Below are 25,594 nucleotides of genomic sequence, written 5' to 3'. Positions count from 1 at the left end.
ATGCAGAACCTGCACTGCACCGAAGTGCTTTTTCACTCCCTGTAATCTAAGAAGACTCATTATTTACTCTCCTTTGATTGATACTGATCGACGAAGACGGCAAAAAATCAGTACTGCGCCTATGGCCATCTGTTGGTAGTAGCTTTGCACCGCAAGCAGGTTGAGACCGTTTTGCAGCACCCCCATGATCAGAGCCCCAATCAGAGTGCCCAGAATCGAACCTCTGCCACCAAACAAGTTGGTGCCCCCAATAATGGCGGCGGTAATCGCGGTAAGTTCATAGCTCAACCCGGCAGTTGGGTCGCCCGAGTTCACCCTTGCCATAAAAATCAGACCGGCAACAGCAGCCAGAATGCCAGACAGCGTATAAAGGGTGATTCGCAGTCTGGATACGTTGATACCAGCAGTTTTTACTGCTTGTTCACTATCACCCAGCGCTAGCGTGTGGCGACCAAATCGGGTATACGCGAGTACGATGTGCATCGAAAACGCCAGAATAAGAAACAGCAGAGCGGGCATTGGGATACCAAAAGGTCTGCCTTGTCCAAGATAAACCAGAAAATCTGGCAGCCCATAAACGACCCGACCATCAGTGATGACAAGTGCCAGACCACGGGCAAGCCCCAGCATTCCCAGAGTTACAATGAATGCTGGCACTTTCGCTCTGGTGACTAGAAAACCATTCACACCTCCTGCCATTGCACCGGCGAGTAAACAACCAGCAATGCCAATCAGTGCGCTATCAAACATGACTGCCAAAGTCGCGCCAACCACACCACTTAGCCCCATGACGGAGCCTAGCGACAGGTCGAGCCCACCCGACCCGATCACAAAGGTGGCAGCAATAGCCAGCACACCAATGGTCGCCGTCGCCAGAATGATGTTCAGAAAGTTATCGACAGAAAGGAAATAGGGAGAAAGCGCGGTCATTACGACGCAGAGCCCTAAAAGAACGACCAACGATTCAAGTCTTACATGAAACCTGTCTACCGTTGTCTTTTGCCATCGAATCCAAAAATTAGAGGCATGCTCAGACTGCATGAAATACATCCTTGTTTTTCCAATTGAAAGTGACCCCGCACAGAGCCACTGTGCACTGAACGGGGTAGTTATCTATTTAACAAATTCTAAAAGCGGTTCCTTACCGCTCTCCATGACTTCTTTCGTCAATACAAGCGTTGGGACGTGGATAACACTTTCTGTAGATTCACCATTCATGATTTTCTTCACGCGTTCCACTGCCTGCTTACCAACCAGATAAGGTAATTGTGCAATCGACGCATTCAGGCGACCAGACTGGATCGATTTCACCGCATCCGAGTTACCATCTACACCAATAACTGTCACTTGACCGCCTTTACCGGCTGCGTAAACAGACTCCACAGCACCTAACGCCATTCCGTCGTTTGCAGCAAAAATACCGACTAAGTCTGGATGACGAATCAGAATGTCATTGGTGATCGATGCCGCTTTACCACGGTCCCAGTCACCCGGCAGGCTCGCAACCACTTTCAACCCTGGAGCAATCGACTTCAGTTTATCGGTGAAGCCATTCACGCGTTTTTGACCAGTAATGTTGCCTGACAGCCCTTCAATGACGAGTACCGCACCTTTCGCACCCGAACCCAGTTGCTCTGTCAGGTACTGAGCAGCTTGCTGACCGGCAGCGATGTTGTCGGAACCTATCTGGAATGCGATATCGATTTTGGCTCGCTTGAGGATGTCTGGGTCTAAGTTACCGTCCAGATCGACAACCGGAATACCGCGCTCCTGCGCTTTAGAAAGGCACGGCAATAAGTTGGTGGAGTTAATTGCCGCAGTGATCAAAGCACTGGGTTTTCTTTGCAACATGGTATTACACACGTTGAGTTGAGATTCCGCCGCCTGATCACTTTCAACAGCCTGAATGAAGTAAGGTGTGCCGGATGATTTTGCTGCATCCTCTACCCCTTGTCCCATGGCTCCCCAGAATGGGTTGGAAAGGGTTTTCATTAGTACGCCAACTTCCCCATCTGCATGCGCTAAAGGTGAGCTAATGGCTACCGAAAGTGCTGAAAAACAAAAAATAAATCGGTTTATTTTTTTGAATTTACTGAATTGCATAATTCACTCCTTCGAGATTAGGAGCGTGCATTAATGTGTACATCGCTCCGGACTTCCTAGTCTTGATCATCTGATTCTCAGATAACCGGCTTGATACCTCTGCTAACGTTACTGCTCCACCTTTTTGGTGGACTCCCTAAAAACGACATCGCAATACTCCATTACCGCAGTTGCTGACGTGTTTAAACCTTCAATTCTGTTAAATAACGCGCCAATTGCACGCTTGGCAATAAGCTCTACAGGCTGAATGACTGCCGACACTGACGGATAAGTCACCTGCATCCACTCTGCATCATCAAACCCGATTAGCCCGATATCATCAGGGCAATGTATATGTTTGCGCCGGAACTCGGTTAAAGTCATCAATGTGCTTTTTGCAAACAGTGAATACATAGCGCTGGGCTTTTTATCGTCCAGATATTCACTCAGGGTTTGTTTTAGTTCGCCAATGTCTTCGGGAAGAATGAGGTCGACCGTCACTTTTTCATCCCAGTTACGAGTCACCGACAAGAACCCTTCTACCCTTCTTTTTGTCGTCGCCCTGTCTCTGTTAATCCCAACAACGGCAATGTGTCTGTGCCCGTCTTCACATAACTTTTGTGCCACCTGTTTACTCGCACTTACGTCATCAACACTGACGGTATCAAATGTTTTGTTTTCGGTAACACGGTCAATCAGTACCGCATCTATGTCGGACTTTTCCAGCATTACAGAGCCCATGCCTTGTTCGCTGGTGACTGGTGCTAACACGATCCCCGCTACACGCCAGTCCTCTAACCGCTCAATCAGGTGCTGCTCGCGAGACTCACATTCGTTGCTCGACATAGCGACCATGGTGTAACCCCGTTTCTCCACATACCTTTCGAGGTTTGCCACAAGGTTTGAAAAAAATTCTCCCGCCAGTTCAGGGACAACAACACCAATAATTCGACGTTTTTCCCGTCTCATGTCCGATGCCATCGGATCAGGTCGATACCCTAGAACCTCGATGGCGTTGTTAATGCGCTCCACGTTAGCTTTTTTGACGGTTGTTACGCCATGAAGCACTTTAGAGACGGTGGCCGGAGATACCGATGCCATTTTCGCAACGTCGTAAATTGATGGTCTTTTCTTCGATGGGGGCATGCATAATCCTTTGCTGGTATATCTATTATTCTCTTCGAACCATCTTAAACTCTGAACGCAGAACCTCAAAAATAAATCGATTTACTTTTTTATCATTTGGGTTAAATTATAACCAAACAACCCAAAAGTAAATCGATTTATTTTCATTTTTTTACAATTTTGCAACAAGCGGCTTTCTTCTATGATTTGAGTGTGCATGGATTCCACTGATTCATTTTTCCGGGGATAGCTGCTTCTTAACCCAATGTTTTTAACAAGCTTGGGCAGTTTCAATTTAACGGTTAAAGGAAATGGATATGACGCTAGATAACCGCCCCTCATCGTAAGCGCACCTTACCCCAGAACACTGGATTTGATTTTCTCACCAGAACGAAAAGCCCAGCTCTTTGAACAATACAGAATTCTTGAGATGGAAAGTGAGGATGTGAATGACCTCAACGATGACATTATTTCTGAGATCACCTACATCATTGGTCAGCCACCACTGGATGAGCAATTCATTCAGAAGGCGTCAAAATTACGCTGCATTTTTAACGTCGAGAGTAACCTTATCGATAACATGCCCTACCCTCTGCTATTCGAAAGGGGGATTCATGTCGTCACAACGGGTCAGGTATTCGCACTTCCCGTGGCTGAACTTGGAGTGGCACTCGCCTTAGCGTTGAAAAGAGATCTGATCAACGCTGACCTGATGTTCAGAGAAGGTAATGAACTTTGGGGAGGCGACGGAAATACAAATGCCAGTCTGCTATCGGGCGCTACCGTCGGAATCATTGGTTTTGGTGATTTAGGCAAAGCACTCAATCAACTGCTTAAAGGATTTCGGGCGAAAGTTCAGTCCTACGATCCATGGTTACCGGAATCTCTTCTTAAAGAACACGAAGTCACACCCGCTGATCTGGATACGTTGCTATCGACAAGTGATGTGATTTTTGTTGTTGCCTCCGTAACCAGCGAGAACCAACATTTTCTGAATAAGAGTGCTTTCAGCAAGATGAAAGCAGGCTCCGCGTTTATTCTTCTCAGCCGGGCTAACATCGTCAACTTTGAAGATTTGATGGACGCTGTTGAGTCAAAACACATCATCGCAGCCAGTGATGTGTTCCCTGAAGAACCCCTACCCTTAGACCATCCGGTTCGCAACCTGGAAGGCTTTGTCCGATCCGCCCACCGAGCAGGCGCTTTGGATGTCGCGTTTCTTAATATGGGTGAAATGGTCATGGAAGATCTCAAGCTTCTCGACCAAAGCTTACCCCCACAAAGATGCAAACGCGCCGAACGCGAAACCGTTTCAAGAATGCGTTCCAAGCCAGTGTCGACGAATTAGATTGACTTGTTTGAGACTGGTCTCAATGAGACCAGTCAATTTATCGAGAGCTCAGTAACTCATTTTGCTGACGCAGGCTACAATCTTGCGCCTGGTTGAATAAATGTTCAGCTTTTTTGTAACTCGGGTAGTACTTAAGCAACCCACCTAATGTTTGAACAGCTTTCGCGCAGTCTTTGTTGTAGACAAGTAACATACCGTAGAAATGACGACCGTATATATGATTGGGGTTGAGAGAAAGAAAACTCTCCGAAGCAGTTATCGCTGAATCCAAATCCTTAGGACCATAAAAGTACGCCATAGACAACTCAAGCCATGCTGCTTCATTTCCCGGATAAATGGAAACTGACTTCTCCAGTTTTTCTATGTTTTGGCTTGAGACCCCCTGATAGTGGTAAAAATGAGAAACTGTGGTTATGAAGCTCAATGCGGGCACAATGAGTGCAAATATTGCCATCGAGGGTAAAGCGAACTTGTTACTCCGTTCCGTTGTAGTTGCTTCTTGTTTGTCTCTAATAAGTACAGCAAACAGCAGTATTGCAAATATGTAGCTCATCGGAGAGAGAAAAACTTGGCTCAAAAGTGAATGGGTTAAAAAGGCGAATAGCGCGACAAATACCCACCAAAATTTGGGTTCTGCTATCGTTAATTGGAAAGCTTTAACGATAAGCCATAGGTAGATTAGCGAAAACAAGATTCCACCGATCCAACCGAGTTCGGTAAATACCTTGGCTAGAAAGTTATGCGGTGTTTTTAATATTTGTTTTTCACTTACGTATTCAGAAGCCTGATGAGTGCCAACTTTTGCGTACTCTGGATGCTGGAACTCAAAATTGTTTGCCCCTACTCCAAATGGATTTTCCTTTAGCATATCCCAACTATTGAGAACCATATTTAGCCTAGGGCGATAGCTATCTAAGGGCTCTTCAATAGCACTAACTGAAGCAGAAAGTGTATGAGGAAGAGCAAATGATGATTGTGAAGTGGAATTCCCTACTAATAATGCAATTCCAATAACCACCAGCGGCATTCGAAGAGATAGGTTGCCTCGCTTAAACAAATGTCTTGACTGCAAGAGTAGAAAAACAAGCCCACCCAAAGCCAGAGCAATAACGGTAGTTCTGATATGGGAGATATTCAGAACGTGCAGCACGCTTAATAAGACGAAAGAAACTCCCAGTAACCATACAAACCTAAATCTGTTACACCATGCGATATAGCATAGAGCCGGAATCCAGATGTTGAAAATATGTCCTGCATTGTTAGTAAATCCAATTGGTGTGAACGCACCATTATTCACAGGAATATTCATCCAACGTTCGATAAAAAAAGTAATAGAGAAAAGAGTGGCAGAAAGCACCGAAGAGCTTAGCAGTAAATTTTTGCGCTGTTCTCTGTTGTAAATCGTTACAAGTAGTGAAAAGGAAAGACCAAATAACACAAAGCGAAATAGAAACTCAATACCAGCGTAAACATGACTAGACCAAACAAAGCTGGTCACAATCCAATACGCCGTAGCGCCAAATAAAAAGCTTATGTAGGATAACTTACAAGCCAATTTCCTTAGATTTGAAAGAACGAACATCGACAATAGTACATCGATAAATAGCCATTTAGGTACGTCATGACTATAAAAGTATCCATTCCAATGGACACATGTCGTGATAGCAATGGTGATAGGTAAAAGCACCAGCCAAATGCCGCTATCTCGATATGTAAATTGTTTAATCAATCTAGACATAATTGTAAAAGAAGGGAGCATAGTGCTCCCTTATAATGAGATAAATTTAATAACCGAATTCGATAACCAGTTTTAAATCTTGGAACCTAAACCACTGGTACCCAGTTTCATCAGCAATAGATGCTGAAATTTTCAAGATTTCTCCGCTGTTTATAGCATCGCGAATTTCTTCAATACCACGTTCACCGAAGTTCAATTTCACTGGCGAGTTACCAGTTGCTAACTGACCCAGAGGGCAATTTTCAGGTGCAATACCTACATCACATCTAAATTCGAAGTCCTCTTTTGCAGATTCGTTGTTCGGGTATTCTGATTGTGTACCTTCATACAAATTAACCGCATTGCCTACATTTCGATTGTTCTCCAATCTCGCACTCAAGATTCTCGCATTTGTTGGAATAGCAGTTAAATCAAATGCAAATAGCGCACGGTACTCGTAAGGACCATAAGTACTCGAACCCTTCTGAGCACTGGAAGAGGAGTTCGAGCTATATCCATAGAACGATTGAATCGTCTTCGGCTCAGCGTAAGGGTCCGCAGGCGCATATGGATTTGTTGGTGCGTATGGGTTTGTAGGGGCATAAGGGTTAGACGGTGCGTACGGATTGCTAGGAGCATACGGATCTAACATTGTGCTATAACCTACACGACCACTAAATGTCGACATGGTAGAAAGTGTTTTGTTTTCAATGACAATGGCTCTGTGACCTGGAATTGGAGTAGGCACAGCAACTAAAGGAATAAGAGCATTCCCTGTTGGGTCATCACTTACAATCTCCAATGTCGCTCGAGCTAGATCCCAATCGGTACCTTGATACTTAACGTTGAAAATATGTGTATTTTCTGGATCCAGTTTTGGAGGCAAGTTGCTAACACTCAGTGACCAGTCGGAAGGCAAGCTCTTTCCATCTGTAGTTCGGAAGTTGAAACCAGAAATAGTCAGCTCAGACTTACCTGAGTTTTTAATTTCTATACCCGTTTCAGAGCTAGTCGCAGACCCAGTTGGCTGAATAACTTTGATTGGCGCGCTATCATTCTCGATAGCTCTCCATACATCTTGGTTCTCAATATCACGGTACTTTGACTTTACGGTTAGGTAAGGGGCATCTTCTCCTAAAACGATTTTTTTGGTGTAACGCTTACTTCGACCTGAAGCATGATCTAGGTAAAACTCCATTGAAGTCGGTTTACTGCTCAGAAGTGTTCCATTCGCATTCGGTCGACTTTGTTGTGCAGAAATGGAGTATGAAATTGATTCCCATTTATCCTCAATCGCTTGTGGTGAGAACATTAGGCTTGCATATGCTTTACCTAAACTATTTGCGGTCACTGTTTTCTGAGATGCAAAAGTACCCGATCCTGACACTTTAACCTTTGCATATGGAACAGGGTTTCCGTGTACGTCAACTACGTCAAAGCTTACACTTATATAGGGACAACGTAATGCACCCTCCGGACCACATGAGTAATCAAAGTTCCACCAGCTGAAATGCTCAACTGTGCCTACATAATGGTCACCATCAAGGTTTGCGACACCTTTTTGCGTCCATTTACCAGTGGATTCATTTAAGTGCCACAATGGCAGTGATGTAGGTGCCGTTGCAGGGTTTGCTACTTTAATTTTGATTGTTGCTGGTGATGCTAATGTAACCTCGTTTCCAGAAGCGTCTCTTATATCTGCGCCGATAACACCAAATGAAATTATTTCAGCTTCACCTGTTGGGACACCATTAGCATCTGTTTCAATTCCAGTAAAGCCGCCAGGGAAAGCTTCTAGGAAAGCAGAGTCTGAAGGATTAACTGAACGATGAGAAACCGTAACATTACCGCTCGTCACACCCGTAAAGGCGTTCGCAGGAAACGAGATAGATGCACCATTCCCGAGTGGGATACTTGACGCCGCTGTAGCTGATACAGAAGAGGTAGACCCTGGTAATAGCTGAATAATATCCAGATCTGTTAAAACCCCAGGCTCAATCGTAACTGGCGCATGGTAAGGAAGATAAGATTCTCCCAATTTTATCTCTAACGCATAATCGCCAGCCGGAATGTCTTGACCGCCAAATTTTCCGTTGGAGTCCAAGAGTCCAACTGCACCTTGAATAACCACACCCGTGTCATTTTTAAGGTTCACTTCAAGGTTGCTGACAGAGCTTGAATGTGGTTTAGAACTAGCAAGGTTCAGGAAGACTTGACCAACAATTGATCCTTTTTGACCAATGGAAATTTGATCACCCGTTACTGAAAATTCATATCTCGCCGATCCACTTCTCTCACCCGTCGGCGTAACACCTATCACATCTAAGCGATAGTGGCCTTTGAGGTAATGACCAAAGTAGTTGTTCACCAGAGGGGTATTGGCAGGGTCGATCGTAAATGTTGGTCCTATCCCTACCAACTGACCGTTTAGATACCAAGTTTTTACAATGTTGCCGTGGCTAGAATCTGAACTAGGAACATCGGCTTCAACGGTGTAACTCGTCGCTGTATCAAACGCAAACGAACTTGGTAATACATCAGCATTCGTAATTTCAATAGGAAGTGAGTTGTTTACCTTAAGCTCAATATTCAGATCAATTTCACCAACACCTTTCACTCCTTTCAACGTTTGTTTTACCGAAGTTGACTGTCCTTTAATAATACGAACCGTCTCAGCAAAACCTGTCGCTAAATGCGCTTTAGCATTGGTGGAGTTACCGTCGTGAATAGTAAACACCAACGCATAATAACCTGAATCTACCTGATTACTTAATGAAGCACTTGCCACCCAGTTATTTGCATCTTTCGAAGTTACATTTGTATCCAGTACAGAAACCACGTTACCGCTCGTTGAGCGCAGCTCTGCTGTAACTTTAGGTGTCAATGCAATGTTTTTTGGCCACTCAATCGCAAAGTCAAAACTACCTTTACCTTGAGCCATAACTACCTCGATAAATGAAGGAGTTACTTCCGAAGGTCGTACTGTCACAGCTTGGCTACCACGCGCAAATTCTAAGCCGTTAACATCTTGTGCAATAACTGTGATGGTCCAGTTCCCCGCGACCAGCCCTTCAATTTGACGTGCCCCACGACCCCTGACGACGGTATTAAATGATTCGCCAGCAGGTCCCTCTCCTTTAATTCTGAATGTGTCCAGATTTAGATCGAGAGCTGGTTCATTTGTTGTTACTGAGCCAGGGGATAATGAGCTACTTTCCACTGCAGATTGAGATGAGAATGAGTTAACCCCAGATGATTGACTTTCAAAGCCAAAAGCCCGAGACGTCCGTTGAGCAGATTCAACTGAAACAGTTTCAAACTGGCTGGCATTCGTTTCATCTTTCAGCACAAGTTGTAAGCTGCCTTTTCTAGAGGTATCACTGACGGATTGGCTTGTTCCATCATCACCTCCACCGCCTCCACATGCAGTGATGACCATGGAGATCATCACTGCATATATTAAATAAAATATTCCTTTTTGTTTCATATTCGTACTCTCAATTGGCTAAAAATAAATTTCGAAAATGAATTCGAGGTTTAATTTCAAATTGCCAATGAAATATATACCTATGTAAAAGAAATGCTTTTTATATTTACAATATGTTACCTATAGAATTTACAATGTGTTACTTTCAGCTATTTACAATGAGAGGGAGATATATAAGAAGGCATATTATTTTTAGATATAGCTCTGTTTATTGTTCTAAATATTTGATGTTACATTCGGTTACTCAAGAAAACTGAATTCTCTTCCGTAATATGTGCGAGATGCCTAAGAATATTTACAACTAATTCACAGCATTTTTGGGGGAAGGCTTTATGAAATCGGATTTCGAGACCATACAATATAACGTGGCATACATCACCGACAGAAATTTTGGCAAGGAATCGACATCACATTATATAGAGAACATTAAGGTCAGCATGTATTTTACGTCTCTTGAAGATTTCAACGCAGAAATATTCAGAAATATTTCATTAATAAAAAATCTTAACTTAAGTGCTATTTTAATAGACAGAGCATTAACGTCGAGAACAGATTTAAATAGGATTAACCAGTTTATTCGAGAGATCGGAATTAGCTCTGTTATTATTTTTAGAGATAAGAGCAATGGCGCGTCAATTATGAATTCCGGAGCAGACGACTTTCTTTTTCCTCCCTATTCACCGGAAGAACTGCTACTGAGAGTGGTTAATGTAATACAGAAACAGTATCGTTCCAGCGTAAATTCAAGCAACCATGTGAGTTTTGGCAAGTACTCTCTCCACTTAGAAACAAGAGAGTTGCGATCCAGACATTTCAATAGAACCCTGACGGATGGCGAGCATACTTTGCTTTTGCACCTAATCGGAAACCAAGGGAAGTTTTCATCTCGTGAAGAGCTTTCATTAGCGCTAGGGAAGAAGCGGCATCCTATGTCTAGTCGCTCTGTAGATATGCTGATAGGCAGATTGCGCAAAAAGATAGACGACAATCCAAAAATGCCGCAGTACATCGTTACGTCGAGGGGAAAAGGCTACATGCTGGTCAGGGAACCAGAATAAAAAAACCGGTCTCAATTGAGACCGGTAAACTCCAGAACAAAAGGACTGAACCCCGCTCTCCTTGGGGAACTTTCCGCGTCTGTTCGGTTAGCAATGCCAACCAGCTCTGGAAACTCTTAGCCTTGGTACTTCTTCATTACCAAGGTTGCGTTTGTGCCGCCGAAACCAAAGCTGTTCGACATAACCGTATTCAGCTCTTGATCACGCGCTTCAGTCACGATGTCCAGACCTTCAGCTGCTTCGTCCAGGTTCTCAACGTTGATGCTTGGTGCAACAAAGTTGTGGTGAAGCATTAGCGTAGTGTAGATAGCTTCGTGTACACCCGCAGCGCCCAGTGCGTGACCAGTCATTGCTTTCGTTGCAGAAATAGCCGGGCTGTTGCCACCAAACACTTCCTGAATCGCACCTAGCTCTTTCACATCACCAACAGGTGTAGAAGTACCGTGTGTGTTGATGTAATCAACGCCGTCAACATCTTGCATTGCCATCTTCATACAACGTACTGCACCTTCACCAGAAGGCGCGACCATGTCGTAGCCATCTGAAGTTGCGCCGTAACCTACGATTTCACCGTAGATAGTTGCGCCACGCGCCAGTGCATGCTCAAGCTCTTCGATAACAACCATACCGCCGCCACCAGAGATGATGAAACCATCACGGTCAGCATCGTAAGTACGAGACGCTTTTTCTGGCGTATCGTTGTACTTAGTTGAAAGTGCACCCATCGCATCAAACATCATGGTCAGAGTCCAGTCCAGCTCTTCACCACCACCTGCGAATACGATGTCTTGTTTACCCAGTTGAATCAGCTCAAGCGCGTGACCAATACAGTGTGCAGAAGTTGCACATGCAGAACTCATTGAGTAGTTCACGCCGCGAATCTTGAACGGTGTTGCAAGACACGCTGAAACAGTTGAAGACATAGTACGAGGTACCATGTAAGGGCCAATACGCTTAACGCCTTTTTCACGTAGTGTATCCACCGCTACTGCTTGGTTTAGCGACGATGCACCACCAGAACCCGCAACAATACCTGTGCGGTCGTTAGAAACCTGCTCTTCAGTCAAACCTGCATCTGCAATAGCCTGCTCCATCGAAAGGTATGCGTAAGCTGCAGCATCACCCATAAAGCGCATTTTTTTGCGGTCGATGTGCTCAGCAGGGTTGATTTTCAGATCACCCCACACCTGTGAACGCAGACCTTTTTCCTTGAACTGCTCAGATGCGTTGATGCCTGATTTACCCGCTTTCAATGACGCTAATACTTCTTCGACGTTGTTACCGATACTGGAGACAATACCCATACCAGTGATTACGGCTCGTTTCATGAGACATTCCTATAATTCAAAAATCCGTAGAATAATAACTAAGTTGCCACGCAAAAGTGGTCAGCTTTCCCAGAAATACGTACAATCCGCGATAGTCTCGCACATTTACCCAAGATCTTACCACTATGACATCCATTAAGAATGCAGTCCTCGGCTGGAATGAAGCCGGAACACCTGTGTCTGATCAATTCGATGACGTCTACTTCTCTAACGTCAATGGTCTGGAAGAAACTCGATACGTTTTCCTTACTCAAAACCAGCTTCCTCAACGCTGGCATAACTTTGAACACCGACGTTTTGTGGTTGCAGAGACCGGGTTCGGAACCGGGCTAAACTTTCTCGCGCTCTGGCAGTGGTTTGATACTTTTAGAAAAGAAAACCCAGATTCTGCATTAAAAGAGCTGCACTTTATTAGCTTCGAGAAATTCCCTGTCACTCGTGATGACCTTAAAAAAGCGCACGAACCCTGGCCAGAACTGGCGGACTATGCGAGCCAGCTACAAGCGCACTACCCGATTGCGGTGCCAGACTGCCATCGCATCGTTCTGGCGGACGGAGCGATAACCTTGGATCTATGGTTTGGTGACATCAAAGACTGTATGCCTAGCGTGCCAACGCCAAAAGAAGGTTTAGTCGATGCCTGGTTCCTGGACGGATTTGCACCCAGTAAAAACCCGGAGATGTGGAATCAGAACTTGTTTGATGGCATGGCAAAACTCGCCAGACAAGATTGCAGTTGTGCCACTTTTACTGCTGCGGGTTTTGTGCGTAGGGGTCTTATTGAAGCCGGCTTCTCTATGAAGAAGGTGAAAGGTTTTGGCACCAAACGCGAGATGATTGCTGGTTCCTTGGAAGAAAAAACACCCATCACTAACCTTCTACCTTGGCTGGCTCGCCAGAATACGCCGAATGTATCTGACATTGCTATCATAGGCGGTGGGATCGCCAGCGCCACTCTGGCGCAAACCCTCGCCCGTCGTGGCATCAAAACAACACTTTATTGCAAAGATGCCATTCCCGCCGAAGAAGCATCAGGGAACCGACAAGGGGCAGTGTATCCGCTCCTTAATGGTACTCACACCGGAATGTCGCGTGTGTTTGCTCCTGCGTTTCTCTTCGCCCGTCAGTTTGCTGAACAAATGAGTGAAACTGTCGATTTCGATCATGACTGGTGTGGCGTCACTCAACTAGCTTGGAATGAGAAAGCAGCCGCTAAACTCGACAAAATGTTACTCGGTCACTTTTCGAGCGATTTGATCCACAAACTGGATGCGAGAGAGACTAGCGAAAAAACGGGCATGACTTTCGATATGGAGAGTGTCCATTACCCATTAGGGGGCTGGTTATGCCCTCAGCAATTGACCCGTGGAATCATCGAGAACCTCGAGAACCAAAATCGGCTTAGCTGTCACTTTCAGACTGAAATAGACAAATTAGAAAAGACTGAGTCAGGATGGACACTTCATTCACAAAGCCAGAAATTCGAACATCAGGTAGTGGTTGTAGCGAACGGTTATCTGTTCAATCAGTTTGTTCAGGCAGACACCATTCCGGCATCGGCAGTTAAAGGGCAAGTCAGCCATATCCCGACTACAGATTCACTTAAACAGCTCAAAACTGTGCTCTGCTACGACGGTTACATGACCCCTCATAACCCTGCGAACATGGAGCACTGTATAGGCGCAAGTTACGACAGGGCTAACATCGATAAGTTGTTTGATGAATCAGCTCAGATAGACAATGCTGAAAAACTCAGGCGCTGCGTGCCAAATCAGGCATGGTCAAAAGAAGCCGATACGTCTGGTAATCAGTCACGGCAGGGGATTCGCTGTGTCACCCGAGATCATCTGCCGTTTGTCGGTGCCGTGGGAGATTACAAAACCATTTTGAAAGAGTACGCGGATCTGCAAAAGCAAGATGAGAATAAGGTAACGGAAACCCCGATATATCAGGATTTGTATTGCATGATTGGCTTAGGCTCTCGCGGTCTGAGTTCTGCACCACTTCTTGCTGAATTACTGGCATCTCAAATCTGTGGTGACCCCATGCCATTCCCAGTCGAAACATTAAATGACCTGCACCCATCGAGAATGTGGGTCAGAAGACTGCGTAAAGGCAAAGCCATTACCGAGCGATAATTTTTTTGGGTGTCCTGAATTCAACGAGTAAGGGCACCTTTTATTTTCTTCTCAAAATCACAATCGTCGCCACTTACCTTTTACAATTAAGTACCTAGTCACTATATTGAACAAAATTCAGGCAGTTTCTGGGAAGGAAAGTGGATGTTAAGCCAAGAGCAAATTGCGCAATATCATGAAGAAGGATTTTTGGTTCTCGACCAAGTGATTTCTCCTGAAACTCTTGCGGAACTGAAAGCTCAGGCGGCTAAAATTGTCGATGAATGGAAACCCACCTCCGATACCTCCATCTTCACCACTAACAATAACTCACGTTCGGGTGATCTCTATTTTCTCGATTCCGCAGAAAAGATCCGCTGTTTTTTTGAGGAAGAAGCCTTTGATCGTCATGGCAATCTTGTCGATGAGAAATCGCTCTGCATCAATAAAATCGGGCATGCGTTACACGAACTTGACCCTGTGTTTAGAGCCTTCAGTCATCTGCCAGCCCTTGGAGACATTGCCTACGACATAGGTATGTTAACACCACAAATACGCCAGTCGATGTACATCTTTAAGCAGCCCAAAATTGGCGGGGTTGTAAACTGGCATCAGGACGCGACGTTTTTCTACACCACTCCTCAAAGCGTCGTCACTTACTGGCTTGCGATCGAAGATGCTAACCTGGACAACGGTTGTCTGTGGGTAGAACCCAAAGGTCATAATGGACCGTTGAGAGAGAGGTTCAATCGAGACGGTGATACCACTACTATGGTGCCTTTAGATGAAACCCCCTGGCCAAATGAAACCAGTGGAGAACCTGTAGAAGTGAAAGCAGGCAGCTTGGTTATATTTCAGGGTTTGCTTCCCCATTACAGTGCACCAAATCGCTCATCCAAATCCAGACAAGCCTATACTTTGCATGTCACCGATGGCGACGCCAGTTACGCCAAAGAAAACTGGCTTCAATCCGACACCCTGCCACTCAGAGGCTTCGATTAGAGTATGTTGATTTAAGGACACCAATAATGATCATCCGGCTCGCAAAATTGTCAGATTCGGCAAACATTCATGCGCTTTCCCAATATCTCGGCTATCAGGATGAAGGCGTATCTGTCGCAGAACAAAGGCTAAAAGCCTTACTGAATTCGAATCATGACAGGGTTTATGTCGCTCAACTAAACGGTAAGCTAGTGGGTTGGTTACATTGCTTTTACGCCCAGAGACTGGCATCTGAAAGCTTTATCGAAATAGGAGGAATGGTCGTTCATCCTGATGTTAGAGGACATGGTGTTGGAAGAGCGCTGGTTGAACATGCGACTGAGGTACACAAAGGAAAGTGGCGAGTCAGATGTCATTCTGAAAGGGAAGATACGCACTCGTTTTATCTGAAGCTGGGCTTTAAAATCAATAAAACTCAGTGCGTATTTGAAAAGAAAAACAGTGGCGATTAATTAGTTCAGCACACTTTCGTGAAGCTGAGCCCATAGGTCACTCACCAAAATGCGATCTGATGGGGTTAGTTCTGATCTCGCATTTTCTAAGCTTTCTTCAATGCGTTTTGTTAACTGCTCAATTTCTGTTTCGCCCGCCGCTTCACAATCGGCTGCCGACAAAGAAATATGACCTCTTAAGTAACCACCAGCGAAAAGTTCGTCGTCAGACGCCGTCTCCACCTTTGAATCAATCAGCTCTAGCATTTTTTCTTCGTATTCTAGGATCATTGTGGTCTCTTACTTTGGTTACTTCACTTGGAACTGCTCAGGGTTGAGCGGAGCAGTTTGGTAAAATTGACGCAAGGCGTCGGATAAGCTTTTCATTCTGGGGGAAAGCCCCGTTTCAAGAATGCTGAGCACTTCCTGATGCACTTTCGCCATAAAGCCCAATCGGTCGGGCTCAAAATCGCCGTGTAGATTGTCACAACTCACCGTAAAAGGAAAGCCCGCACTTTGGGACAGAATCCACTCATAGGCTTGCGGTCGAACCTCTACCTTTTCAAACGCAGCCTGAACTTCTTCTGTGCGGCCATCCGGCTCATACCAGTAACCAAAATCTTCAAGTAAACGACGTTCTGGTCCTGCCACCATCCAGTGCGCGATCTCGTGCATGGCAGACGCATAATACCCACGGGCAAACACAATGCGGTGGTAGTTTTTTTCTTTATCTGCCGGAAGGTAAATAGGCTCATCCCCGCCCAACTCAAGCTTAGTATTGAATGGACCGGAAAAGGTACGATTAAAAATATCGATAAGATCGGAGTATTGGTGCGACATAAATCTTTAGTGGCGTGAATTCTGACGTGTATTTTCCTTGGATTTTCCGGTTTGTAAACCCAATTTACGTCTCGCTGCTGGCTTTGTTATTCAGCGCGTGAACAACTTACTTTAAAAACCATACTCCATACGATTTTTTTCTCGCCAGAGAATCGATTTAACACTAGAATTGCCGCTCATTTTTTACATCTCTGATTAGCTGGATCTGGAACCATGCTGTTAAGCACGCTTTATGTTTTAGGTATCACAGCGGAAGCGATGACTGGCGCACTCAGCGCGGGTCGAAAAAACATGGATTGGTTTGGTGTTATGTTTGTTGCCAGTGCAGCTGCAATAGGCGGCGGAACTGTGCGCGATATTCTTCTTGGGCATTACCCTTTAACCTGGGTGAAGAATCCGGAATTTCTGGTCATCACCTGCGTTGCGGGTGTCGTAACGACTGGCATTGCAAAGTGGGTTATTAAATTAAAAGGGCTGTTTATCCGCTTGGATGCACTTGGGTTGATTGTATTCAGTATTATCGGCACTAAAGTAGCGCTGAATATGGGATTGCACCCAATCATCTGTGTGGTGTCTGCGGTGGTTACGGGCGTGTTTGGTGGCTTGTTGCGTGACCTGATTTGTAGGCAATCGCCTCTGGTGCTTCACGAAGAGCTTTACGCCTCGGTTGCCTTGTCCGCTTCGGTGCTTTATCTGACACTTCTGCATTTCGGTATCAATGAGGTCACCAGCACCGTTGTCACCCTTGTTGCTGGCTATTTATTGCGAATGGCGGCAGTCAGGTTCAAATGGAAACTGCCTTCTTTCCAACTCGAAACAGAAGGCTCACTGCATTAATTCAAACGACTGGCGGTTGATGCCGCCAGTCGCTCTTTTCGCTTCTAAATTGCGTGCCCTGCGTCAACGTCCATCGTTACCCCTCTCATCCCAACCGATGCTGGGGAAAGAAGGTATTCAATCGCAGGTACAATGTCTGACGTTTCTAGTATTCTGCCCAGAGGTGTAGACGCCATCATCTGTTTCAGTCCATTTATGGCTTCCTCATCAGCACCTGCTTTGCCCTGAATCTCGGTGGCTGTCACTCCTGGTCTGACACTATTAATTCGAATGCCTTTCTCTGCTAAATCCAGATTCAGTCCTCCGACTAAACCTTCAAGCGCGGCTTTACTGGCTGCGTAAAGAGAAGACGTCGGGAAGGCTTTCTTGACCACAAGGCTGGACACCATAACGATACTCGACGACGGATTCATAACGGGTAACAAGGACTGCAAAGTAAAAAACGGACCTCGGAAGTTAATATTCATCGTATGGTCAAAGGCTTCCAAAGTCGTACTTTCCAGCTCATTCGGGAAGTACACACCTGCATTCAGTACAAGACCATCAAGAGTTATGCCTTTGCCGACCAGCGCTTCACCTAAAGACTGAACATCCTCAACATTTTCACTGTCACACAAAATTGGCGTCACCTTACTGCTGTCTAACGAATTCGCAACACTGGCAAGCTTGTCTGGGTTTCTTCCTGTAATCACCAGTTCATAACCTTGTTGACTCAAAGATTGAGCAGTTGCCAGACCAATACCCGCAGTTGCGCCAGTGATAAGAATTTTTCCTGAATTCATGTTTTTCTCTCCTTGATGTTGATTATGTGCTCAGACTAGCGCATCGTTTAAGGAACAAATAGACACCAATTAATCAACATTTTGTTTCCATAATTGCACCAATACTTATGAATACTCACAAGCTATTACCTTATATTCCTGTATTTCGATTAGTGGCATCGCAAGGTAGCTTTCAGGCCGCCGCAAACGCTTTGAACGTGCCAAGGTCTTCAGTAAGCAAGAAAATCAGCCAGCTAGAATCGCTCGTTGGGCAAAGACTTTTCCAGCGAACCACGCGCAAGCTGGTGATTACAGAAAGTGGACAGCAGCTACTTTGTATTTCTGAAGGGTTGCCTACGCTGCTTAACGGGATAGAGACGTTTGTTTCCGCACAGCAATCAGAACCTTCGGGGAAGGTAAAAATCAGCTGCTCTACCTTAATCGGTCATCAGTATTTGCTTCCACACGTTCAGGAGTTGAAAACCCGTTACACCAAAATTGTACTGGAACTGAGTTTTACCGACAGCTATGTCGACCTTATGGAAGAACTGGTAGACATTGCGATTCGAGTTGGCAACTTGCCCGACTCTCCTATGCTGGCTAGAAAAATTGGTGATAAGAGTTTGGTTTGCGTCGCCAGCCCGGACTATGTGCGTGCTCATGGAACACCTTTAACCCCTGAAGATCTGGAGGCGCACCAGTGTCTGGTATTCAAGAGCAAAAGCAGCAATCACAGCTACTGGCATTTTCAGAACCCAGAGGGGAACACACTGGCGGTTCAGGTTCGTGAAACCTTGATTTGTGATGATGCCAGAGCACTGATGGAAATGGTGAAATCGGGTTTAGGGATCACCATGGTTGATCCTCAGCTGATTAGAAAGGAATTGGAAACGGGTGAATTGATTCAAATCCTAGAGCCATTTAGTGTCACCTGTACTCAACCTGTCCAATTGGTGTGTTTGGGCCGAGCGACACGCTCTAAAGCTGCCAAGGTGATCTGGGAAGAGCTAGCTAACCTGCTACCACCCCATTTTCAATAGTACCAATACCGTAACTAGGGTCTGTTGACCCTAATTGTTCAGGCAATAAAAAAGCGCTCATCAGAGCGCTTTAACAGGATTCTAACTCATTAGATTTTCGGGGTTTCCGTCGTCACACCGTGATTCTGACCACGATGACGAAGCAGATGATCCAGAAGGACAATAGCCAACATCGCTTCGGCAATTGGCACCGCTCGGATACCCACACAAGGATCGTGACGCCCCTTGGTAATCAGCTCCGTGGACTCGCCCGCTTTGGTGATGGTCTCACCCGGAACAGTAATACTGGATGTTGGTTTAAGTGCAATGTTCGCGACGATGTCCTGACCTGTTGAGATTCCACCCAAGATGCCACCCGCATGATTGCTCTTAAAGCCCTGTGGAGTCAGTTCATCACGATGCTGGCTGCCTTTCTGGCTCACAACATCAAACCCATCACCAATCTCAACACCTTTGACGGCATTAATGCTCATCAAAGCGTGAGCAATATCAGCATCAAGACGGTCGAAAATAGGTTCACCAAGACCAACAGGAACACTGGTTGCGACGACCTGAAGCTTGGCACCAACCGAATCCCCTTCTTTCTTAAGATCGCGGATAAGCTGGTCAAAGTCATCAATCTTGTCGACATCAGGGCAGAAGAACGGGTTATTTTCGATTTCGTTCCAGTCCACTTTGTCGATTTTTACATCGCCCATTTGGGACAGATACGCACGAATTTCGACACCGAATTCCTGCTTAAGGTATTTCTTTGCCACGGCACCAGCAGCTACACGCATCGCCGTTTCACGTGCGGAAGAACGACCGCCGCCACGATAATCACGTACACCGTATTTTTGGTGATAGGTGTAGTCGGCGTGACCGGGACGGAATTTTTCTTTAATTTCAGAGTAATCTTTAGAGCGCTGGTCTGTGTTTTCAATCAGAAGACCAATAGACGTGCCCGTTGTTACCCCTTCGAAGACACCAGAAAGGATTTTCACTTCATCGGGTTCGCGGCGTTGTGTGGTATAGCGAGAAGTACCCGGACGACGACGATCCAGATCCCCTTGCAGGTCGGCTTCACTTAGCTCCAGACCCGGGGGGCAACCATCAATGACACAACCCAGTGCCAAGCCATGACTTTCACCGAATGTCGTTACACGAAAATGTTGTCCTATGCTGTTTCCTGCCATTTACTTCCTCTGTTTTGAAAGACTTTTCATCCTTTTTTAAGGTTTCGTCTCCGTCTTTCAGTTCAACCTGTCATTTTTCGTGTTTTCATAGTCGCTTTATAGACAGGCGTTGTAAACCCCTTGCAGGAAAAAATAAGAAAAACGCCAGTCGAAGACTGGCGTTTTGAGATGAGGAAAGACAATCAGTCTTTATAGATTGCAAACTCTTCAGCGTGTTCGAGCATTTGCTCTCGGGTCAGCATGAAGACACCATGACCACCATTTTCGAACTCAACCCACGTAAACGGAATATGAGGATATTGTTCCATCATATGCACCATGGAGTTACCCACTTCACAGATCAAAATGCCATCGTCTGTCAGGTAATCAGGTGCATTCGCCAGAATACGGCGAACCAGCTTAAGACCATCTGTTCCAGCGGCAAGCCCCAGCTCCGGTTCATGAGTAAACTCTTCCGGCAGGCTGTTCATGTCCTCTTCATCGACATAAGGTGGGTTCGAGACGATAAGATTGTATTTGTCTTTCGGCAGATCGCGGAATAAATCGGAGCGAATAGGGAAAACCTGCTGCTCCATACCGTGATCCTGAATGTTTTGCTCAGCCACTTCCAACGCGTCAGAAGAAATATCAACGGCATCGACTTCAGCGTCAGGGAACGCATGCGCACAAGCGATGGCGATACAACCGCTGCCAGTACACAAATCCATAATACGGGTTGGCTCTTCCACCAGCCATGGCTGGAACTGAGCTTCAATCAGTTCACCGATTGGTGAACGTGGCACAAGCACACGCTCATCCACATAAAATTCCAGACCCACAAACCAGGCTTTATTGGTCAGGTAAGCCGTAGGAGTTCTGTCGTTAATACGCTTAACCACACGTTCAACAATACGTAAACGTTCACTGCTGGTTAAACGAGAATTCAGTACATGAGAAGGCACATCAATCGGTAAGTAAAGCGTTGGTAGTATTAGCTGCACTGCTTCGTCCCACGCATTGTCTGTACCATGGCCGTAAAAAAGCCCGGCTGCGTTAAAACGGCTGACTGTCCAGCGAATCATATCTTGAAGCGAATGAAGTTCAGAAACCGCCTCATCTACAAAAATCTTATCCAAATTTGCCTCCGAAAAGCGCTACAATACTGCATATTAAGAATTATCTAAGAATCCCATGAGCAAAAACGATATCGACAAGGACGACGACTTTGCCTTGTTTCAGGACGCAGTAAAGGGCGTAAAAAAGTTGCGACAGGATACCATAGTCCAACAGCCAAACAGAAACGCGAAACAAAAAGAAGCCGTGAAAATAAAGCGCGAAGCGTCAGATAACGAGTTTTTCTTCTCTGACGAGTTCGTGCCTCATCTGGATGAGGATGGTCCTACCCGATATGCCCGCTCAGACGTTTCCAAATTTGAAGTAAAAAGACTGCGTCGAGGTGTCTATGTACCCGACGTATATCTGGACATGCATGGGATGACTCAGCAGGAAGCGAAACGTGAGCTGGGGGCAATGATTTCTCACTGCATCAAGGAAAATGTGCATTGTGCCTGCGTGATGCACGGCATCGGCAAACATATTCTGAAACAAAAAGTGCCCGTCTGGCTGGCTCAACACCCAGATGTTATGGCTTACCACCAAGCTCCTCTTGAGTTTGGCGGTGATGGTGCTTTATTGGTGCTTCTAAGTATTCCAGAGAAGTAGTATTCGCAATACTCTAATGGGTATATTAAGGGTGAATATGCCAGAGCAACTCGCCCTGCCTCTTCTCCAAGTTAAAATCAATACACACCAATCCTGAGGTTGGGAACATAGGCGGTGCCATATCAGGCACAAACTCTGCGGTTAAGTAACCAACCAAAGGCAAATGCGAAACCAGCAATACGGAATCTAACGCCTGAGTTTCTGCTAAAGCACATACATATTCAAACACATCGTCTGACTTGCCATATGGCGTGATATCTTTGCAGGTTTCCTGATCGCTAGTCTTAAAATACTGCTGAATGGCATTCCAAGTTTGCTGAGCACGCAAATAAGGGCTGACCAATACTTTACTCATTTCCGACTCACCCTGCTCTGCGCATGCTTTCGCTACAAGAACAGACTGATTGACTCCGCGGGAAGTCAGGGCTCTCTCTGCGTCACTGTCGGCAAACGTTTCTGCCTCCCCATGACGCATAATAAATATTTTCATTAGGTTATACCCGTTATGTATACCGGACCACTTGCTCGGTTTTCTTGTTTTTGTTTCAAATGACGGGGCAATTGTTTTCTATGTCGCCCTTTAATTATATCAAGTCAAGGGGCAAAGACTCTGACTCCGTTAACAAACTATTAAAAAATGACAGCTTTTGGTTTGCAGCACGCATTAAGGCAGTCATAATTAACTCAATAGCTATAGTGGAGACACACTTGTGTACCTGAGCCCCAACGACAGCAACCAATATCGTTATCTCAACTTAAACAACGGCTTAAGAGTTTTACTGGTCCGTGATGAAAATGCTCAAAAATCCGCAGCCGCACTGGCGGTAAATGTCGGGCATTTTGATGACCCTTCCGATCGTGAAGGGCTGGCGCACTATCTGGAGCACATGCTGTTTTTGGGCACAGAAAAATACCCGAAGACGGGGGAATTTCAAGCTTTTATTAGCCAGCATGGCGGAAACAATAACGCCTGGACAGGAACTGAGCACACCTGTTACTTCTTCGATGTCTCGTCCAATGCGTTTGAGCGCAGTTTAAAACGCTTCAGTCAGTTTTTTATCGCTCCTCTTTTCAATTCAGAAGCGTTAGACAAAGAGCGTCAGGCGGTCGAATCTGAATATCGTCTCAAGTTAAAAGATGACATGCGCCGTCTTTTCCAAGTTCATAAGGAAGTGGTCAACCCTGCTCATCCATTTTCTAAGTTTTCTGTCGGGAATCTGGAAACCCTTGCAGACAGGGAAGACAGCTCAATTCGCGACGAAATTATTGAGTTTTATGAGTCCCATTATTCTGCCGATTTGATGACCCTTTCAATCATGGGTCCACAGCCACTTGATGAACTCGAAGGCTGGATTACGGATTTATTTAGCCCAATTAAAAATCGTAGTCTGAAAGGGAAATCCGTTTCCATTCCGTTGGTGAACCCGTCTTTGCCATCGTGCTTTGTTCAGGTTGAACCCGAGAAAGATTCACGCAAACTGGTGATGGCATTTACCCTGCCTTCTATGGACCAGTACTACTCGTCCAAACCCCTCTCCTACTTTGCACATTTGCTTGGCTATGAAGGCGAAGGCAGCCTGATGCTTCACTTGAAGAATTTAGGCTGGGTAAATGGCTTAGCGGCCGGCGGTGGCATGAGCGGCAGCAACTTTCGGGAATTCACCGTAAGCTGCACTCTGACACCCGAAGGGCTAAATCACACCGACGAAATCGTTGAAGCCACATTTTCGTACCTCAACCTGATCGTGGATTCTGGTTTCGAAGAATGGCGCTATAAAGAGAAACAAGCTGTGCTGGAGTCAGCGTTCCAGTTCCAGGAAGCCGCAAGACCTTTGGATTTGGTTAGCCATCTGGTCATGAACCTTCACCATTATCCAGAAGAAGATGTGGTGTATGGCGACTACAAGATGGACAGCTTTAACCCCGAGCTACTTAAGGAAGTCAATCAATACTTTACGGTTGAGAATCTCAGGCTAACCCTGATCGCCAAAGGGGTAGAAACCAATAAAACCGCAAAGTGGTACGACACGCCTTATTCGGTGCAGCCTTTTACCGACGAGCAGTTAGCTCGCTGGCGCGATCCCAAACCAAGTGACGACCACAAGTTACCAGAACCAAACCCGTACATTTGCTACGACCTTACACCACAAGCTCTGGAAGGTGATGCTACCAAACCAGAACTGGTGCAGGATTTACCCGGTTTTCGTTTGTGGCATCTTCAGGAGAAAGACTTTCGAGTACCTAAAGGGGTGGTTTACCTTGCGATCGATAGCCCACATGCCGTCTCGACACCACGTAAAATTGTCAAAACGCGTCTGTGTGTGGAGATGTTCCTCGACTCTCTGGTAAAGGAAACCTATCAGGCAGAAATTGCAGGCATGGGTTACAACATGTACGCCCATCAAGGTGGTGTAACGCTGACTCTGAGCGGATTCAGCCAGAAGCAACCGCAGTTACTTAACGTCATACTGACGCGCTTTGCCAATCGAGATTTTCAGCCTGCACGCTTTGATATCATCAAACAGCAGATGCTAAGAAACTGGAAAAATGCCGCGAAAGATCGCCCGGTATCGCAGCTCTTTAATGCCATGACAGGCATTCTTCAACCAAACAATCCACCCTATCCTGAGCTGATTGAAGCGTTAGAATCGATAGAAGTCGATGAGCTGCCAGAGTTCGTCGACAACATTCTGAATGAATTGCACGTCGAGCTGTTTGTGTATGGCAACTGGAATAAATCTCAGGCGGTAGGACTGGCAGAGACCATCAAGAATGCACTGCGCGTTAAAAACCAGCGTTATGAAGAGTCTTTACGACCGCTGGTGATGCTTGGTGAAAATGGCACTTTCCAGCGTGAAGTACATTGCAATCAGGCGGATTCCGCCATTGTTATTTACTACCAGTCCCCTGACATCAACCCGAGAAGTATCGCGCTCTACTCGCTCGCTAATCATTTGATGTCTGCGACTTTCTTCCACGAAATCCGCACCAAACAGCAGCTTGGTTATATGGTCGGAACTGGCAACTTGCCTTTAAACCGCCACCCAGGGCTGGTTTTGTACGTACAGTCCCCTAATGCAGCCCCTATTGATTTGTTGTCTGCGATTGATGAGTTTCTGAATGCGTTTTATATGGTGTTGCTGGAACTGAATGAGTACCAGTGGCAGAGCAGTAAAAAGGGGCTTTGGAACCAGATTGCGACGCCGGATAACAACTTGAGAAGCAGGGCTCAACGCCTTTGGGTTGCTATTGGTAATAAAGACCACGAATTCAATCAGAGAGATAAAGTGTTGGAAGAGCTGAAAAGTCTCACTCGCTCTGAAATGATTCGCTTTGTTGTCAGCGTCTTGAAACCCCGCACAGCAAATCGTTTGATCATGCACAGCAAAGGTAGCGAGCATCAGGACGATCCGTGTCTGGATGTAGGGTTAGAAATCGGGTCGGTGGAGGAATTTCAGCTGAGACCCAGAGATGTTGATTTAGGCTAAACCACTCATTTCGAGTAGTAAAAAGGGGGTCGCCGACTTGCGACCCCAAAATCG

21 protein-coding genes are annotated in these 25,594 nt (G+C 45.7%); 9 read left to right on the top strand and 12 right to left on the bottom strand.

The window, feature by feature from the left end; genetic code table 11:
• Nucleotides 1-63: 63 nt before the first annotated feature.
• From RH89_RS24735 to RH89_RS24725, 3 genes are all read right to left on the bottom strand, one after another.
• A complete protein-coding gene (locus tag RH89_RS24735; RefSeq protein ID WP_004408016.1) occupies nt 64-1,041 on the bottom strand; it encodes an ABC transporter permease in 978 nt (325 codons plus the stop codon).
• A gap of 72 nt (nt 1,042-1,113) precedes the next feature.
• Nucleotides 1,114-2,103 carry a sugar ABC transporter substrate-binding protein gene (locus tag RH89_RS24730; RefSeq protein WP_004408015.1) on the bottom strand — a complete coding sequence of 330 codons (990 nt, stop codon included), beginning with the start codon at nt 2,101-2,103 and terminating at the stop codon, nt 1,114-1,116.
• 108 nt (nt 2,104-2,211) lie between these two features.
• Nucleotides 2,212-3,228 carry a LacI family DNA-binding transcriptional regulator gene (locus RH89_RS24725; RefSeq protein ID WP_004408014.1) on the bottom strand — a complete coding sequence of 339 codons (1,017 nt, stop codon included), beginning with the start codon at nt 3,226-3,228 and terminating at the stop codon, nt 2,212-2,214.
• Nucleotides 3,229-3,580: 352 nt separating this feature from the next.
• On the opposite strand from RH89_RS24725, the gene RH89_RS24715 reads away from it, so the two are divergent.
• Nucleotides 3,581-4,555 (top strand): hydroxyacid dehydrogenase, encoded by a 975-nt coding sequence (locus RH89_RS24715; RefSeq protein WP_206536151.1) that lies wholly within the window; start codon nt 3,581-3,583, stop codon nt 4,553-4,555.
• 40 nt (nt 4,556-4,595) lie between these two features.
• Here the strand turns inward: RH89_RS24715 and RH89_RS24710 are convergent, their stop codons facing one another.
• Nucleotides 4,596-6,317: an O-antigen ligase family protein gene (locus tag RH89_RS24710; protein WP_004408005.1), complete on the bottom strand. Its 1,722-nt coding sequence runs from the start codon at nt 6,315-6,317 to the stop codon at nt 4,596-4,598.
• Between the two features lie 25 nt (nt 6,318-6,342).
• Nucleotides 6,343-9,762: a hypothetical protein gene (locus tag RH89_RS24705; RefSeq protein WP_004408003.1), complete on the bottom strand. Its 3,420-nt coding sequence runs from the start codon at nt 9,760-9,762 to the stop codon at nt 6,343-6,345.
• Between the two features lie 332 nt (nt 9,763-10,094).
• On the opposite strand from RH89_RS24705, the gene RH89_RS28910 reads away from it, so the two are divergent.
• Nucleotides 10,095-10,820 carry a winged helix-turn-helix domain-containing protein gene (locus RH89_RS28910; protein ID WP_004408001.1) on the top strand — a complete coding sequence of 242 codons (726 nt, stop codon included), beginning with the start codon at nt 10,095-10,097 and terminating at the stop codon, nt 10,818-10,820.
• A 116-nt stretch (nt 10,821-10,936) separates the two neighbouring features.
• Here the strand turns inward: RH89_RS28910 and fabB are convergent, their stop codons facing one another.
• The gene (fabB, locus tag RH89_RS24695) at nt 10,937-12,148 is read right to left on the bottom strand and encodes a beta-ketoacyl-ACP synthase I (protein WP_004407999.1); all 1,212 of its coding nucleotides are present in this window, start codon (nt 12,146-12,148) and stop codon (nt 10,937-10,939) included.
• 125 nt (nt 12,149-12,273) lie between these two features.
• On the opposite strand from fabB, the gene mnmC reads away from it, so the two are divergent.
• The 3 genes from mnmC to RH89_RS24680 all read left to right on the top strand — a co-directional run bounded on the left by mnmC (nt 12,274) and on the right by RH89_RS24680 (nt 15,719).
• Nucleotides 12,274-14,286: a bifunctional tRNA (5-methylaminomethyl-2-thiouridine)(34)-methyltransferase MnmC2/FAD-dependent 5-carboxymethylaminomethyl-2-thiouridine(34) oxidoreductase MnmC1 gene (mnmC, locus tag RH89_RS24690; RefSeq protein WP_004407997.1), complete on the top strand. Its 2,013-nt coding sequence runs from the start codon at nt 12,274-12,276 to the stop codon at nt 14,284-14,286.
• 144 nt (nt 14,287-14,430) lie between these two features.
• The gene (locus RH89_RS24685) at nt 14,431-15,267 is read left to right on the top strand and encodes a phytanoyl-CoA dioxygenase family protein (RefSeq protein WP_004407984.1); all 837 of its coding nucleotides are present in this window, start codon (nt 14,431-14,433) and stop codon (nt 15,265-15,267) included.
• 26 nt (nt 15,268-15,293) lie between these two features.
• The gene (locus tag RH89_RS24680; RefSeq protein WP_004407983.1) at nt 15,294-15,719 is read left to right on the top strand and encodes a GNAT family N-acetyltransferase; all 426 of its coding nucleotides are present in this window, start codon (nt 15,294-15,296) and stop codon (nt 15,717-15,719) included.
• Here the strand turns inward: RH89_RS24680 and RH89_RS24675 are convergent, their stop codons facing one another.
• Together RH89_RS24675 and RH89_RS24670 are read right to left on the bottom strand one after the other, a co-directional pair.
• Entirely contained in the window at nt 15,720-15,989 is a 270-nt protein-coding gene (locus tag RH89_RS24675; protein ID WP_004407982.1) for a YfcL family protein, read from the bottom strand. It lies immediately after the preceding gene.
• 18 nt (nt 15,990-16,007) lie between these two features.
• The gene (locus RH89_RS24670) at nt 16,008-16,538 is read right to left on the bottom strand and encodes an elongation factor P hydroxylase (RefSeq protein WP_004407981.1); all 531 of its coding nucleotides are present in this window, start codon (nt 16,536-16,538) and stop codon (nt 16,008-16,010) included.
• 213 nt (nt 16,539-16,751) lie between these two features.
• On the opposite strand from RH89_RS24670, the gene RH89_RS24665 reads away from it, so the two are divergent.
• On the top strand, nt 16,752-17,375 hold the full coding sequence (locus tag RH89_RS24665; protein WP_004407980.1) for a trimeric intracellular cation channel family protein: 624 nt from the start codon (nt 16,752-16,754) through the stop codon (nt 17,373-17,375).
• A gap of 44 nt (nt 17,376-17,419) precedes the next feature.
• On the opposite strand, the gene RH89_RS24660 is transcribed toward RH89_RS24665, so the two are convergent.
• The gene (locus RH89_RS24660; RefSeq protein WP_004407967.1) at nt 17,420-18,157 is read right to left on the bottom strand and encodes an SDR family NAD(P)-dependent oxidoreductase; all 738 of its coding nucleotides are present in this window, start codon (nt 18,155-18,157) and stop codon (nt 17,420-17,422) included.
• Between the two features lie 107 nt (nt 18,158-18,264).
• Here RH89_RS24660 and RH89_RS24655 point away from each other — a divergent pair, with 107 nt between their 5' ends.
• On the top strand, nt 18,265-19,176 hold the full coding sequence (locus RH89_RS24655; RefSeq protein ID WP_004407966.1) for a LysR family transcriptional regulator: 912 nt from the start codon (nt 18,265-18,267) through the stop codon (nt 19,174-19,176).
• An 89-nt stretch (nt 19,177-19,265) separates the two neighbouring features.
• Here RH89_RS24655 and aroC read toward each other — a convergent pair whose 3' ends face one another.
• Together aroC and prmB are read right to left on the bottom strand one after the other, a co-directional pair.
• Nucleotides 19,266-20,351: a chorismate synthase gene (aroC, locus tag RH89_RS24650; RefSeq protein WP_004407965.1), complete on the bottom strand. Its 1,086-nt coding sequence runs from the start codon at nt 20,349-20,351 to the stop codon at nt 19,266-19,268.
• A gap of 182 nt (nt 20,352-20,533) precedes the next feature.
• Nucleotides 20,534-21,466 (bottom strand): 50S ribosomal protein L3 N(5)-glutamine methyltransferase, encoded by a 933-nt coding sequence (gene prmB / locus RH89_RS24645; RefSeq protein WP_004407964.1) that lies wholly within the window; start codon nt 21,464-21,466, stop codon nt 20,534-20,536.
• A gap of 55 nt (nt 21,467-21,521) precedes the next feature.
• Here prmB and smrB point away from each other — a divergent pair, with 55 nt between their 5' ends.
• On the top strand, nt 21,522-22,052 hold the full coding sequence (gene smrB, locus RH89_RS24640) for an endonuclease SmrB (RefSeq protein ID WP_004407961.1): 531 nt from the start codon (nt 21,522-21,524) through the stop codon (nt 22,050-22,052).
• A gap of 25 nt (nt 22,053-22,077) precedes the next feature.
• On the opposite strand, the gene sixA is transcribed toward smrB, so the two are convergent.
• Nucleotides 22,078-22,542 (bottom strand): phosphohistidine phosphatase SixA, encoded by a 465-nt coding sequence (sixA, locus tag RH89_RS24635; RefSeq protein WP_004407959.1) that lies wholly within the window; start codon nt 22,540-22,542, stop codon nt 22,078-22,080.
• A 220-nt stretch (nt 22,543-22,762) separates the two neighbouring features.
• Here sixA and RH89_RS24630 point away from each other — a divergent pair, with 220 nt between their 5' ends.
• Nucleotides 22,763-25,540 carry an insulinase family protein gene (locus tag RH89_RS24630; RefSeq protein ID WP_004407957.1) on the top strand — a complete coding sequence of 926 codons (2,778 nt, stop codon included), beginning with the start codon at nt 22,763-22,765 and terminating at the stop codon, nt 25,538-25,540.
• Nucleotides 25,541-25,594: the final 54 nt, after the last annotated feature.

This window comes from Vibrio nigripulchritudo ATCC 27043 (assembly GCF_000222685.1).
GTDB classification, from domain to species: domain Bacteria; phylum Pseudomonadota; class Gammaproteobacteria; order Enterobacterales; family Vibrionaceae; genus Vibrio; species Vibrio nigripulchritudo.
The sequence above is the reverse complement of the archived record's forward strand: the minus strand, read 5'-3'. Positions and strand labels throughout refer to the sequence as shown.

Excerpts from the sequence above, each read along its gene's own strand:
- RH89_RS24735 (WP_004408016.1), bottom strand. The coding sequence starts at position 1,041 with ATGCAGTCTGAGCATGCCTCTAATTTTTGGATTCGATGGCAAAAGACA.
- RH89_RS24730 (WP_004408015.1), bottom strand. The coding sequence starts at position 2,103 with ATGCAATTCAGTAAATTCAAAAAAATAAACCGATTTATTTTTTGTTTT.
- RH89_RS24725 (WP_004408014.1), bottom strand. The coding sequence starts at position 3,228 with ATGCCCCCATCGAAGAAAAGACCATCAATTTACGACGTTGCGAAAATG.
- RH89_RS24710 (WP_004408005.1), bottom strand. The coding sequence starts at position 6,317 with ATGCTCCCTTCTTTTACAATTATGTCTAGATTGATTAAACAATTTACA.
- RH89_RS24705 (WP_004408003.1), bottom strand. The coding sequence starts at position 9,762 with ATGAAACAAAAAGGAATATTTTATTTAATATATGCAGTGATGATCTCC.
- RH89_RS28910 (WP_004408001.1), top strand. The coding sequence starts at position 10,095 with ATGAAATCGGATTTCGAGACCATACAATATAACGTGGCATACATCACC.
- fabB (WP_004407999.1), bottom strand. The coding sequence starts at position 12,148 with ATGAAACGAGCCGTAATCACTGGTATGGGTATTGTCTCCAGTATCGGT.
- mnmC (WP_004407997.1), top strand. The coding sequence starts at position 12,274 with ATGACATCCATTAAGAATGCAGTCCTCGGCTGGAATGAAGCCGGAACA.
- RH89_RS24685 (WP_004407984.1), top strand. The coding sequence starts at position 14,431 with ATGTTAAGCCAAGAGCAAATTGCGCAATATCATGAAGAAGGATTTTTG.
- RH89_RS24680 (WP_004407983.1), top strand. The coding sequence starts at position 15,294 with ATGATCATCCGGCTCGCAAAATTGTCAGATTCGGCAAACATTCATGCG.
- RH89_RS24675 (WP_004407982.1), bottom strand. The coding sequence starts at position 15,989 with ATGATCCTAGAATACGAAGAAAAAATGCTAGAGCTGATTGATTCAAAG.
- RH89_RS24670 (WP_004407981.1), bottom strand. The coding sequence starts at position 16,538 with ATGTCGCACCAATACTCCGATCTTATCGATATTTTTAATCGTACCTTT.
- RH89_RS24665 (WP_004407980.1), top strand. The coding sequence starts at position 16,752 with ATGCTGTTAAGCACGCTTTATGTTTTAGGTATCACAGCGGAAGCGATG.
- RH89_RS24660 (WP_004407967.1), bottom strand. The coding sequence starts at position 18,157 with ATGAATTCAGGAAAAATTCTTATCACTGGCGCAACTGCGGGTATTGGT.
- RH89_RS24655 (WP_004407966.1), top strand. The coding sequence starts at position 18,265 with ATGAATACTCACAAGCTATTACCTTATATTCCTGTATTTCGATTAGTG.
- aroC (WP_004407965.1), bottom strand. The coding sequence starts at position 20,351 with ATGGCAGGAAACAGCATAGGACAACATTTTCGTGTAACGACATTCGGT.
- smrB (WP_004407961.1), top strand. The coding sequence starts at position 21,522 with ATGAGCAAAAACGATATCGACAAGGACGACGACTTTGCCTTGTTTCAG.
- sixA (WP_004407959.1), bottom strand. The coding sequence starts at position 22,542 with ATGAAAATATTTATTATGCGTCATGGGGAGGCAGAAACGTTTGCCGAC.